General features: G+C 66.2%; 13 protein-coding genes. 10 read left to right on the forward strand and 3 right to left on the reverse strand.

The features are described 5' to 3' along the window. Positions 1 to 170 precede the first annotated feature (170 nt). The 5 genes from ACRXBZ_RS03565 (at position 171) to ACRXBZ_RS03585 (ending at position 5,094) form a co-directional block, all read left to right on the forward strand. The gene (locus ACRXBZ_RS03565; RefSeq protein ID WP_168589426.1) at positions 171 to 761 is read left to right on the forward strand and encodes a TetR/AcrR family transcriptional regulator; all 591 of its coding nucleotides are present in this window, start codon (positions 171 to 173) and stop codon (positions 759 to 761) included. A 427-nt stretch (positions 762 to 1,188) separates the two neighbouring features. Then, a complete protein-coding gene (locus ACRXBZ_RS03570; protein WP_433877767.1) occupies positions 1,189 to 1,482 on the forward strand; it encodes a hypothetical protein in 294 nt (97 codons plus the stop codon). Further along, complete coding sequence (locus ACRXBZ_RS03575; protein WP_433877768.1) at positions 1,476 to 1,937, forward strand: hypothetical protein; 462 nt, start codon at positions 1,476 to 1,478, stop codon at positions 1,935 to 1,937. The genes ACRXBZ_RS03570 and ACRXBZ_RS03575 overlap by 7 nt, the downstream gene beginning before the upstream one ends. After that, positions 1,937 to 3,247 carry an FUSC family protein gene (locus ACRXBZ_RS03580; RefSeq protein WP_433877769.1) on the forward strand — a complete coding sequence of 437 codons (1,311 nt, stop codon included), beginning with the start codon at positions 1,937 to 1,939 and terminating at the stop codon, positions 3,245 to 3,247. Before ACRXBZ_RS03575 ends, ACRXBZ_RS03580 begins: the two co-directional genes overlap by 1 nt. 335 nt (positions 3,248 to 3,582) lie before the next feature. Then, positions 3,583 to 5,094, forward strand: coding sequence for an alpha/beta hydrolase (locus tag ACRXBZ_RS03585; RefSeq protein WP_433877770.1), 1,512 nt, complete (start codon positions 3,583 to 3,585; stop codon positions 5,092 to 5,094). 111 nt (positions 5,095 to 5,205) lie between these two features. Here ACRXBZ_RS03585 and ACRXBZ_RS03590 read toward each other — a convergent pair whose 3' ends face one another. Further along, a complete protein-coding gene (locus ACRXBZ_RS03590) occupies positions 5,206 to 5,775 on the reverse strand; it encodes an oligopeptide:H+ symporter (protein ID WP_433877771.1) in 570 nt (189 codons plus the stop codon). Positions 5,776 to 5,782: 7 nt separating this feature from the next. Further along, a complete protein-coding gene (locus ACRXBZ_RS03595; protein WP_168589428.1) occupies positions 5,783 to 5,983 on the reverse strand; it encodes a MerR family transcriptional regulator in 201 nt (66 codons plus the stop codon). Positions 5,984 to 6,304: 321 nt separating this feature from the next. Between ACRXBZ_RS03595 and ACRXBZ_RS03600 the strand changes: the two genes are divergently transcribed. The 4 genes from ACRXBZ_RS03600 to ACRXBZ_RS03615 all read left to right on the forward strand — a co-directional run bounded on the left by ACRXBZ_RS03600 (position 6,305) and on the right by ACRXBZ_RS03615 (position 10,166). Then, a complete protein-coding gene (locus ACRXBZ_RS03600; RefSeq protein WP_433877772.1) occupies positions 6,305 to 7,483 on the forward strand; it encodes a helix-turn-helix domain-containing protein in 1,179 nt (392 codons plus the stop codon). Between the two features lie 154 nt (positions 7,484 to 7,637). Further along, positions 7,638 to 8,123: a hypothetical protein gene (locus tag ACRXBZ_RS03605; RefSeq protein WP_433877773.1), complete on the forward strand. Its 486-nt coding sequence runs from the start codon at positions 7,638 to 7,640 to the stop codon at positions 8,121 to 8,123. A 331-nt stretch (positions 8,124 to 8,454) separates the two neighbouring features. Beyond that, positions 8,455 to 8,847, forward strand: coding sequence for a response regulator transcription factor (locus ACRXBZ_RS03610; protein ID WP_433877774.1), 393 nt, complete (start codon positions 8,455 to 8,457; stop codon positions 8,845 to 8,847). A 95-nt stretch (positions 8,848 to 8,942) separates the two neighbouring features. Continuing rightward, complete coding sequence (locus tag ACRXBZ_RS03615; protein ID WP_433877775.1) at positions 8,943 to 10,166, forward strand: alpha/beta hydrolase; 1,224 nt, start codon at positions 8,943 to 8,945, stop codon at positions 10,164 to 10,166. 111 nt (positions 10,167 to 10,277) lie between these two features. Here ACRXBZ_RS03615 and ACRXBZ_RS03620 read toward each other — a convergent pair whose 3' ends face one another. Beyond that, positions 10,278 to 11,753 (reverse strand): peptide MFS transporter, encoded by a 1,476-nt coding sequence (locus ACRXBZ_RS03620; protein WP_433877776.1) that lies wholly within the window; start codon positions 11,751 to 11,753, stop codon positions 10,278 to 10,280. Between the two features lie 209 nt (positions 11,754 to 11,962). On the opposite strand from ACRXBZ_RS03620, the gene ACRXBZ_RS03625 reads away from it, so the two are divergent. Beyond that, positions 11,963 to 12,526 (forward strand): TIGR03086 family metal-binding protein, encoded by a 564-nt coding sequence (locus tag ACRXBZ_RS03625; protein WP_433877777.1) that lies wholly within the window; start codon positions 11,963 to 11,965, stop codon positions 12,524 to 12,526. Positions 12,527 to 12,584: the final 58 nt, after the last annotated feature.

Consider the following 12,584-nt stretch of genomic DNA (forward strand, 5'->3'; position numbering starts at 1 on the left):
GAATGTCGTTTCCCCGCCTGCTTTTCCCGACTAGCAACGCGGCACACGAGTAACGACTCCGCCGGCCGCGGCGACCATATGATTCGAGAGGGCCCACCAGGGGTGAGACGAGCGCAGCAAAACGTACGTACGGATTGCAATGTGGCGGCCGGACCTGGGACGATCAGACCATGCCTCGGGTCAGCCAGGACCACCTCGACGCCCGGCGCCGTCAGATCCTCGACGGCTCCCGGTCGTGCTTCGCGCGCTTCGGCTACGAAGGCGCCACCGTGCGACGGCTGGAAGAAGCGACCGGCCTATCCCGCGGCGCGATCTTCCACCACTTCAAGGACAAGGAATCGCTGTTCCTCGCGCTGGCCGAGGACGACGCGACCCGGATGGCCGACGTGGTCGCCGAGCAGGGGTTGGTGCAGGTTATGCGCAACCTGCTCGACGATCCCGCCGACGGCGGCGACACCCCCGGCGTGGACTGGCTCGGCGCCCGCCTGGAGGTGTCCCGCCGGCTGCGCACCGACGAGGAGTTCCGGGCGCGCTGGGCGCAGCGCTCCGAGCAGTTGACCACGGCCACCCGCGCCCGCCTGCAGCGGCAGCGCGACGCCGGGAACCTCCGCGACGACGTCGACGTGGACGTGCTGACCGCCTACCTAGAACTGGTACTCGAAGGCCTCCTGTCGCACCTGGCGATGGGCCTGCCCGCCGAGCACCTCGGCTCGGTGCTGGACCTGGTAGAGGAGAGCGTCCGCCGCCACCGCGGCGGCTGAGGGCCCGGGTCGGCGCCCTCGAAGCGGCGCTTGCGCTCCCACCGCCGCGGGGTTCTCAGCAGTCGTCCCGCAAGGACAGCCGCCCGGACATCCTGGAGTCCAGGCGACGTCCGAGCTTCCGTTGCTCGTGCCGCCGTGCAGAATGAGTCCGGAGACGAGGCCTGAGAGCCTGTCGGCGAATGCCGTCCGCGCCTTTGGAAGCGGCGTAGCCGCTTGCATTCACCTTGCCAAGACGACCATCGGCGGGTTCTGAGAGGTTTTCTGGCGAGGACGGCCCCTCCGCCGCGTATTGGACATACATCAGGAGGGGCACCCGCAGTCCAGGGAACCGCTCAGGTTCCGCTAAGCGACCACCCACCCAGGCCATTCACCAACAGGCTTTAAGGAGCAGTGCGGCGCATGTGGAGCGAGTGGTGGAACCGCTTCCTTGCTTCCGATCCGTCGCTTGCGCCGACTGCGCACCGCGGCTCAGGTGACGTTGTCGGTCGCGCTCGCGATCGCGATCATGCTACCGCTGCTCGCGTGGTGGGGGCAGCCGCTGCCGCTGGCGATGATCGGCGCGGTGGTGGCGATCAACTCCTCGCTCGGCGTCAACGACCCGGACCGGCGGCAGCAGCAGATCACCAACCTGCTGATGCCGCTGCCCGCTGCGTTCGCACTTCTGCTGTCGAGCTCACCGCGCCGTGGGCGCTGCCGCACAGCCTGCTGTTCCTGGTGGTGATCTTCGCGTCCACCTACATCCGGCGGTTCGGACCGCGGTTCTTCCCGCTGGGCATGGTCGCGTTCATGGGCTACTTCTTCGCGATGTTCCTGAGCCCGCAGCTGCCGCAGTTGCCCGCGCTGATCGCGGCTGCAGTCGCCGGAGCGCTGTCCGCGTTCGTGATGCGGTTCGTGGTGCTGCGCGACGATCCCGAAGGCGTGCTCGAACGCGGCCGCCGCACGCTGCTCGCCCAGGTGCACGGCCTGCTGCACGCGGTGCGCGACGTCGCCGAGCACCCGGATTCGGCGCAGCGCCGCCGCGAATTGCACAACCGCTCGGTCCGGCTCAACGAGACCTCGCTGATGCTGGAGAACACCGTCGGCCAGCTCGACACCTCGACGAGGCGGGCCGCGAGCTGCTGCGGCAGCGCATCCTGGACGTCGAGCTCGCGGCCGAGAACCTGCTCACCCCGCTGATGCGGCTGGTCGACCACCCCAGCGGCGGCGACACCGTGCCGCACGCGATCGGCGCGCTGCTCGCGGTGCTGCGCACCGAGCCGGAGGAGATCCGGGAAGCCACCCGGCTGGTCGCCGAGCGGATCGAGCAGCAGGGTTCGGTGGATGTCGCGATGGCGGTGCGGAGGCTCGGCGCCGGGCTCGCGGAACTGGCCGACGCGACCGGTGAACTCGGCTGGGAGCGCCAGGTCGAGGAAGCACCGGAACCGACCGAGGAAGCGGAACCATCCGACGACGGCGAGACCGGGCTGCAGCGGCCGGAGCTGCGGATGGCGATCCAGGTGACCTGCGCGACGGCGCTGGCGATCATGCTCGGCCAGCTGGTCTCGCCGAACCGGTGGTACTGGGCGGTGATCACCGCGTTCGTCGTGTTCATCAGCACCAACAGCCGCGGCGAGCTGCTGGTGCGGGCGTGGCAGCGCACCGCGGGCACCGTGCTCGGGGTGGTGGCGGGCATCCTGGTCGCCGCGCAGATCACCGGCAACACCCTGGCCGAGATCGCGATGATCCTGGTCTGCGTTTTCCTCGGCTTCTACTTCGCGGGCTACTCCTACGCGGTGATGACGTTCTTCATCACCACCTTGCTCGGCGCGCTCTACGGGATGCTCGGCACCTTCAACGTGGCGGTCCTGGAGGCTCGGCTGTGGGAGACCGCGGTCGGCGCGGCGCCGGGTGCGCTGGCGGCGGTGTTCGTGCTGCCCACCCGCACCCGCTCCCTGGTGCGCGACAACATCCAGGACTTCCTGCTGTCGCTGCGCGACTTCCTGCGCGGCACGGGCACCGAGATCAGCGAGCAGGGCACGGCCAACGGGCTGCAGGAGTCGATGCGGGAGCTCGACGATGGGCTGCAGCGGGTGATCAACAGCGCGAAGCCGCTGACCAGCTACCGGCTGCGCTCCCTGCGAAGCCAGGTCCAGCGGTCGGTGTCGATGCTCAGCGGCTGCGCCTACTACGTGCGCAACCTGGCGGTGGCGCTGTCGGCCACTGCCGACATGGTCGACGACGACACGCGCAACCGGCTTTCCGAACTGCTGTGGGCGCTGGCCGACGCGGTGGAGTCGATGACCGACGAGGCGCAGGTCAGCTTCGAAGCAGCGATGACCTCGGCGCACCGCACGGCCGACGCGCTGCACGACATCGCCGAATCACTGACCGACGGCCCCACTTCCCTGCACCGCAGCATCCGCTGGCTGGACCGCACCGCGCAGGTCGTCGAAGACCTGGCCCGCGAGCTCGGCGCGGCCACCCCCGAGAAACAACCGATCGGCTGAGCTCTCACGCGGAACCAGCGACCACCCCGGTGGGCGGAACGCCGATTTCGCGCGAAATCGCCGTTCTCCATGCTTGGCAGGTGCCGATTTCGCGCGAAATCGCCGCCTTCAGGCACCCACCGCGGAACGGGTCGCCGAGCTGGCCCGCGCCGTCACCGGGACCGGCGTCGCATTCCGCACCCCGACCGTCTACAAGGGAACCCCCGGTCGCGGACGCCCTGCGGGCGGCGTGCCCCGGGAACGGCCGGGGGACACGTACTTTCGCTGCCGGGTACGGTGTCGGATCAACGATTACGCTCCGTTCGATCCTGATCTCATTCCGTGAGGAGACGCATGTGAAGCGCTCGATCGCACTCGGTCTAGCCGTGACGGCGGTGCTGACCGGCACCGCCGTCACGGGGGTGATCGCCCAGGCCGCGCCTGGCCTGCAGTTCGGTACGTGCCCGGAGGACATCAGCAAGCCCCACCCGCAGATGCAGTGCGCCAACGTCGAAGTGCCGCTGGACTACGACGCGCCCAACGGCGAGAAGCTGCAGCTGCTGGTCTCGAAGACCCCCGCGCGCAAGCCCGAGGCCCGGCGCGGTTCGCTGCTGGTCAACCCCGGCGGTCCGGGCGGCCCGGGCATCGCCTTCGCCGGTTCGCTGTCCGGCAGGCTGCCCGCCGAGGTGCTCGACTCCTACGACCTGATCGGGTTCGACACCCGCAACACCGCGCACAGCAACCCGATCACCTGCGTGGACCCGGCGACCTTCTGGAAGAACCCGCTGCCCGACCCGGACTCTCCGCACACCCGGGAGCAGAACTGGCGGCGCGCCCAGGAGTACGCCGACGGCTGCCAGCAGCGCGCCGGCAAGTACCTGCCGCACCTGAACACCCCGGCCAACGCCCGGGATCTGGACCGGATCCGGGAAGCGCTCGGCGAGCAGAAGATCAGCTACCTCGGCTACTCCTACGGCACCTATCTCGGCGCCGTGTACGGCCAGCTGTTCCCGGAGCACGTGGACCGGATGATCCTGGACAGCGCGGTGAACCCGGACACCTCCGAGGTGTGGTACCGCAACAACCTCAACCAGAACATCGCCGCGCAGCTGCGGTTGGGCCGCTACTTCGACTGGATCGCCCGGCACGACCAGGTGTTCCACCTCGGCACCGACCGCGCCCGGGTGCAGGCCGCCTGGGACGGCATCCAGGCCGAGCTGCGCAAGGCCGCGCGCGGCAAGCTAGGCCCGTTGGAGTTCATCGACATCACATTCATGGCGCTCTATGGCGAGAACAATTGGACCGCGCTGGCCGAGGCGATCGCCGACTTCCGCCTCCGCAACGACGACCAGAAGCTCGTCGCGCAGGTCTCCACCAAGGATGCGGCCGCGGAGAACGAGAACGCCATCTACAACGCCGTCGAATGCGCGGACGCCCCGTGGCCGGCCCGCCGCCGCGAATGGGAGCGCGACTCCGCCGAGCTGGCCGCCAACAACCCGCTCGGGGCTTGGTACAACAGCTGGGGCGTCGCCCCGTGCCGGGTGTGGCACGGTCCCCGGCAGCAGCCGGTGAAGATCACCGGTGAGGGGCTGCCGCCGCTGCTGGTGTTCAACTCGGAGTACGACGTGGCCACCCCCTACGCGGGCGCCGTGGAGATGCACCGATCGCTGCCGTCCTCGGTGCTGGTCACCGAGAAGGACGCGGGCAAGCACGGGGTGTGGGCGTTGGCCGGCAACGCCGACGCCGACCGGATCGGCACCGACTACCTGGTCAGGGGCGTGGTGCCGAGCGGGAACGTCAGCGTGCCGGGCCACCCGGACCCGGACCCGAAGAACCCGGCGGCCGCCCGGACCTTCGACCTGCACTGAGTCCGTCCGCCGTGAGAAGGCCGGTTCCGGGATCGTCGGGACCGGCCTTCGCCCGCTTGCCCTGGCGGTCCGCTGTTGAAGCACCGCCACGCAGACGAGCCTGGAAATTCCCTAGTTCACGCCGTGCATGTAGCGCTTGATGCTCTTCGAGGCGAGCAGCAGCAGGACCGCGCAACCAATCGTGGCCACGCCGACGATGCCGAAGTAGACCTGCTGGTTGTCCACCGAGTACAGCTTCACGACCTGCGCGCCCAGACCCTGTCCCATCGCCGGGGCCAGGAAGTACAGGCCCATGGTCTGGGAGGCGAAGACCTTCGGCGCCAGCTTGGTGCTCACCGACAGGCCGACCGGCGAGAGCATCAGCTCGCCGACGGTCATGATCACGAACACCAGCGCCAGCATGACCGGCAGGTGCTTCTCGTCGCCGGCGACGAACTTCGACAGCACCACCCACAGGAACGAGACGCCGACGAAGAACAGCCCGCCGACGAACTTCTGCGGGGTGGACGGCTGCCGCTCGCCGAGCTTCGTCCACAGCCACGCCATCACCGGCGCCAGTAGGATGATCGCCAGCGAGTTGATGGACTGGAACCAGGAAGCCGGGATCACGAAGCCGAGGACGTTCAGGTCGGTGTCCGCCTCGGCGAGGTTCGCCAGCGTGTTCGGCTGCTGCTCGAACACAAAACACTTAAGAACCGGAACCGCGCATCTTGCGCGTGTGCTCCCGGAGCTGTTCCTTGCTGTCCTCCAGGTCGAACCTGGCTTGACCACCTGGCGTGAACAGCTCAGGTACCAAGATCCCAGCCTGCACGTACCTCGCCACTGAACGACGCGAGACCCCCAGCTCGTCTGCGAGCTGGGACGACGTGAGCAACTTCGGCCGGGGCATAAGCCCGAACGTGTCACGTTTGTCTGTCGTTGGCTCGGTTGCTGGCCCAGTCCGGTTAGCATAGCTCACATGTCCCAGTTGGCCCAGTCTGAGAGCGGCTACGACGCTGTCCTAGTCGACGGACGCCGTTGGTGGGTTTGCCCAATCGGTGGCCCTCGGTGCTACCGCGTGCTTGTCGACACGGGGCAGATGGCAACAGACGCTATGGAAATCCACGTAGAGCTACACGGCGTAGGAGTGCCCTGCCAGATATGCGGCAGCTGTCACGGAGCGCACTAGCATCATCTTCTCCGCAGAGCAACTCGGCTGTACCGTGGTCACATGAGTAACCAACGGTCACTAGGTGACCGCATACGGGAGCTGCGTGGGGCGATCTACACACAACAGGCGCTTGCGGACCGGGCGGGTCTGTCTGTTGTCCTGATCCGCAAGCTTGAGCAGGGTGCGAGGCAGACAACGAGCGTCGCAAGCCTCCACAAAATCGCCCGCGCTCTTGATGTGACACTCGCGGATCTACTGGTACCGGTCTCGATACCGGAACATGACCAGGACCAAGGGGTGACGGCGCTGAGACACGCTGTAAGTCTGGTGGGCGTCCCGAAGGACACCCCCGCAACGTTGCAAGAAGCAAGATTCGCGGAGATAGACACGTGGCGCATGTATTGGAGCGGTCAACACGACGTGGCAATGGTCAAATTGCCGCAGCAGATTAGACGCCTTGAGTCAGGGCTAGCGGCGTCAAACGAAACTGACCGGCCGGTTTACCTTCACTCCCTGTCTCAGGTGCTATGGGCTGCTGGACGGGTTCTTACCCTGCTACGTCACCCGGATGCAGCGTATCTAGCCACCCAGCGGGCTATCAGCCTGTCAGCCGAGTTGGGCGACCCTGTAATGACGGCAGCAGCTACGGGCTCTTTGGCCTGGCAACTGATAGTCGCCGGGCGGTATGCGGAATCACAAGACCTGTCGCTCTCCACAGCCGCATCAATTGAGCCGGGTAAAAACCACACGACTTCTCAAATGAGCGTATTCGGGTCCTTGCTTCTGCACGCAGGTAATTCGCATGCCCGTGCGGGTAACGCTGTGTCTGCAAAACACTATCTGGACGAGGCGAGGGAAATAGCCGCAAAGGTCCCAGACGGTCTACACAGCCACAACACTATCTTCGGGGCGTCATGGATAGCAATGCAGCACACTGATATAGCAATAAGCCTGGGGGAATTCGGGGATGCGCTAACGGCTTCCCAAACCATGCCGGGTGGACCTTCAGTATTGCCCCTGCAAACTCAGTGCAGACACAATACAGACCGAGCCCTACTTTATCTCAAGACAGGGTCCGCAGACAGGTCGATAGCGCTATTGTCTTCAATTTCCTCCGCTGCCCCATTTTGGTTTCGGAATCAGCGATTGCCGAAATCTGTTGTTGGGGACCTACTACACACCCCGGCATCGAAATCACCACAACTGCGCACTCTCGCTAGGACGTTGAACGTTCACTAGCCCAATCGGGTAGTGATACACGACGTATCACCTGCACTCGTCCTGCGCCGACAAACTTTCTCCCGGGCGGTCCCCGTCGATCGGGTACTCGCGAAGTGCCCCCCCGACCGATCGGCGGGGACTGCCCTACCAGAACAAGGAGGAGGAGCCAGTTGTGGGAACGAGTTCGCCGATGGCAGCTGGTCGGCCCGACCAGACGCCCGAGGGCAGCAACGTGCAGTGGTTCCGCTACAAACATGGCGTCGTCCGTGAATCGAAACGTGTCCTGCACTGCGCGGAGGGATCGGAAGAATCTCGGGATGGCACGGTGACGTCCGTGTCTGGGGAGAAGTTCCCACGCGTGCAGGTGGAGGTGTGCAAGGAAGGTGAGGGGGCACCGTGCGTTCCCTGCCTGCTAGTCGTCCTTGGCCGAGCGGATCGACTGGCCGATATTCCACCAGTGGTGAGTCAGGTTCCGGCCGACACGCTTGCTGTGATGCTTGCCGAAGTCCAATGGGCGATCAGCGATGCGCAGTTCAATATCGTGCGGGGGGACTACCCCCTGGAGAATCAGGTGGCGCTAGCGGACAAATTGCGGCGACTCTCCCATGTACTTCACGTTCGGGCGCATGCCATGAGATCAGGCGGGGGCACAGAGTGAGCGGACCAGTGTCCGCGATGGAGGGGTACGCGTGTGTGCCTGGGGTCCGGGTGGTTTGGACTGACCATCTCGGGTATGTGCACGAACGCAAGCCCGGCACCATTGCGACGTCGCGATGCGGGCTCAACATGGGCAAGTCCAATACGCCACCGCTCGTGAGACCGTGCCGCGACTGCCTTGAAGAGGCAATGCGGGAAGAGTCACCTGCCGAAGTGGCTATCGGACGGCATAGACGTACCGCATGACCCCAGACACGGCCCGGCATCGGTCCGTCGCGGCCGCACCCACGTGATTCCGTCATTTTCAAACTAGTACGAACGGTTTTAATGTAGTGAGAACTTCACCGCAAAGATTCAGCACCGATGAGTTGATAAATCTCACCAAGGGAGAGAGGGACGTCATATATTGTATTGCCTGCGAACTTACCGACAGTGAAATTGCGATGCGGTTGTTCATCTCGAAAGATACCGTAAAGTCGCGACTGGGTGGTCTCTACCGCAAGTTTAATCTACGCAACCGTGTCGGCGCGGTGATTCTGGGGTACGAGCTCGGCATCCTCAAGCCGTCAAATGTTGAGCAATTCAGAAATGTCGAAAGTTCGACGAGTGACCATACATCCCGCATATGTCTGCCGGTCCGCCAGCAAGACATGAAAGAAATGGAAGCTTTGGTGGATCTTCTTGCCAGGCGCGTGAAAAGACATCTCCTCACTGAGGCTATGTAGACGCGGCAGTAGCAGGCGGCGAATGTAGGACAAACAAAAAAGACCCCCTCCCGGCCGAAGCCGAGAGGGGGTTCTTGTGTTCTCTGACAACTAGAATGTACCGGTCCGGTTCGCTGTCCGGCAGGCTGCCCGCCGAGGTGCTCGACTCCTACGACCTGATCGGGTTCGACACCCGCAACACCGCGCACAGCAACCCGATCACCTGCGTGGACCCGGCGACCTTCTGGAAGAACCCGCTGCCCGACCCGGACTCTCCGCACACCCGGGAGCAGAACTGGCGGCGCGCCCAGGAGTACGCCGACGGCTGCCAGCAGCGCGCCGGCAAGTACCTGCCGCACCTGAACACCCCGGCCAACGCCCGGGATCTGGACCGGATCCGGGAAGCGCTCGGCGAGCAGAAGATCAGCTACCTCGGCTACTCCTACGGCACCTATCTCGGCGCCGTGTACGGCCAGCTGTTCCCGGAGCACGTGGACCGGATGATCCTGGACAGCGCGGTGAACCCGGACACCTCCGAGGTGTGGTACCGCAACAACCTCAACCAGAACATCGCCGCGCAGCTGCGGTTGGGCCGCTACTTCGACTGGATCGCCCGGCACGACCAGGTGTTCCACCTCGGCACCGACCGCGCCCGGGTGCAGGCCGCCTGGGACGGCATCCAGGCCGAGCTGCGCAAGGCCGCGCGCGGCAAGCTAGGCCCGTTGGAGTTCATCGACATCACATTCATGGCGCTCTATGGCGAGAACAATTGGACCGCGCTGGCCGAGGCGATCGCCGACTTCCGCCTCCGCAACGACGACCAGAAGCTCGTCGCGCAGGTCTCCACCAAGGATGCGGCCGCGGAGAACGAGAACGCCATCTACAACGCCGTCGAATGCGCGGACGCCCCGTGGCCGGCCCGCCGCCGCGAATGGGAGCGCGACTCCGCCGAGCTGGCCGCCAACAACCCGCTCGGGGCTTGGTACAACAGCTGGGGCGTCGCCCCGTGCCGGGTGTGGCACGGTCCCCGGCAGCAGCCGGTGAAGATCACCGGTGAGGGGCTGCCGCCGCTGCTGGTGTTCAACTCGGAGTACGACGTGGCCACCCCCTACGCGGGCGCCGTGGAGATGCACCGATCGCTGCCGTCCTCGGTGCTGGTCACCGAGAAGGACGCGGGCAAGCACGGGGTGTGGGCGTTGGCCGGCAACGCCGACGCCGACCGGATCGGCACCGACTACCTGGTCAGGGGCGTGGTGCCGAGCGGGAACGTCAGCGTGCCGGGCCACCCGGACCCGGACCCGAAGAACCCGGCGGCCGCCCGGACCTTCGACCTGCACTGAGTCCGTCCGCCGTGAGAAGGCCGGTTCCGGGATCGTCGGGACCGGCCTTCGCCCGCTTGCCCTGGCGGTCCGCTGTTGAAGCACCGCCACGCAGACGAGCCTGGAAATTCCCTAGTTCACGCCGTGCATGTAGCGCTTGATGCTCTTCGAGGCGAGCAGCAGCAGGACCGCGCAACCAATCGTGGCCACGCCGACGATGCCGAAGTAGACCTGCTGGTTGTCCACCGAGTACAGCTTCACGACCTGCGCACCCAGACCCTGTCCCATCGCCGGGGCCAGGAAGTACAGGCCCATGGTCTGGGAGGCGAAGACCTTCGGCGCCAGCTTGGTGCTCACCGACAGGCCGACCGGCGAGAGCATCAGCTCGCCGACGGTCATGATCACGAACACCAGCGCCAGCATGACCGGCAGGTGCTTCTCGTCGCCGGCGACGAACTTCGACAGCACCACCCACAGGAACGAGACGCCGACGAAGAACAGCCCGCCGACGAACTTCTGCGGGGTGGACGGCTGCCGCTCGCCGAGCTTCGTCCACAGCCACGCCATCACCGGCGCCAGTAGGATGATCGCCAGCGAGTTGATGGACTGGAACCAGGAAGCCGGGATCACGAAGCCGAGGACGTTCAGGTCGGTGTCCGCCTCGGCGAGGTTCGCCAGCGTGTTCGGCTGCTGCTCGAACAGCAGGAAGAACAGCGCGGTCGCCAGGAAAAGCGGGATGTAGGCGATCAGCCGGTCCCGCTCGATCTTGGTGATCTGCTTGCTGGAGAGCATCACCACGAAGTAGACGATCGGCAGCACGGCCGAGATCAGGCTGATCAGGTTGACCAGACCGTCCAGGCCCATCACACCGCTGACCGAAAGGCCCACCAGGACCGCGATGAACACCGCTGCGAGGCCGGCCGTGCGGCCCAGCACCCGGCCCTTGTGCCCGGCGCGCAGCGGGTTGACCGGTGCTCGCCCGGCCGAACCCAGGTTCTTGCGCCCGAGCAGGTACTGGACCAGGCCCAGCGCCATGCCGACGGCCGCCGCACCGAACCCGGCGTGCCAGCTGACCTTCTCACCGAGGGTGCCGACAACGAACGGGGCCAGGAACCCGCCGAGGTTGATGCCCATGTAATAGATCGAGAACCCGGCGTCGCGGCGAGTGTCGTTCTCGCCGTAGAGTCCGCCGACGAGGCCCGAGATGTTCGGCTTCAGCAGGCCGGTGCCGATCACCAGCAGCACCAGCCCGAGCACCACCGTGGCGACGCCGCCGGGCAGGGCGAGGCTGATGTGGCCGAGCATGATGACGCAGCCGCCGTAGAACACCGCCCGCTGGGCACCGACCACCCGATCCGCCAGCCAGCCACCGAGGACACCGGTCATGTAGACCGAGGCGCCGTAGACGCCGACCACCGACAGCGCGGTCGACTCGGGGATGCCCAAGCCGCCTTCAGCGACCGCGAAGTACAGGTAGTACCCGAGGATCGCTCGCATGCCGTAGTAGGAGAACCGCTCCCACATCTCGGTGAAGAACAGCGTCGACAAGCCGCGCGGGTGCCCGAAGAAGCCCCGCTGCGGTGCGTCCGCAACCGTGGGTGTGCTCACGATCACGTCCTCTCTTGTGTGACCTCGCGGCGGTGCCCGCCCGACGAACTGCGGCAGGTTACGGCTCCCAGAAGTGGCTCAGACCACCGGGGCGTAAACCCGCCGCGACGCGGATGCCGCGCACACCCCGATCCGGCCACACTGGACGCCTGGCCAGGGATTCCGCCGCCACCACTGGGCGCCCCGTGACCGAATTCACAGGAGGAATCATGCAGCTGTTGGATGCGCACCGCAGGGCCATGGCGGAGTTCGACAACCGGGTGGGGCACATCGGCGACGACCAGTGGGACTCCCCTACGCCCTGCGCGCAGTGGTGCGTCCGGGACCTGCTCAACCACCTGGTGTCCGAGCAGCTGTGGGCGCCATGGCTGCTCGACGGCGCCATTCTGGACGAGGTCGGCGACCGCTTCGACGGCGACGTGCTGGGCACCGAACCGGTCGGCGCGTGGCGGGAGGCAGCCGCGGCGGCCCGGCGCGCGTGGGACGAACCGGGGGCGACCAGCGGTGAGGTCAACGTCACCGGCGGCGTGATCCCGGCCGAGGACTACGGCTGGCAGATGACGCTGGACCTTGCCGTGCACGCCTGGGACCTGGCCCGCGGCATCGGCGACGACGACCGGCTGGATCCGGCTCTGGTCGCTGCCGTGCGCACGGTGTTCGCCCCGCAGATCCCGGCTTGGGAGGGCATGGGGATCTTCGCCCCGCCGCGACCGGTGGCGGCCGACGCCGACGAGCAGACGAAGCTGCTGGCACTGCTCGGGAGATCGTGGTGATGTTCTCGCCGCCGAATCTGCGACGGACACGTATACTGGCGACGTATTTTTCCGGATT

Source organism: Saccharopolyspora hattusasensis (genome assembly GCF_050972075.1).
GTDB classification, from domain to species: Bacteria; Actinomycetota; Actinomycetes; order Mycobacteriales; family Pseudonocardiaceae; genus Saccharopolyspora; species Saccharopolyspora hattusasensis.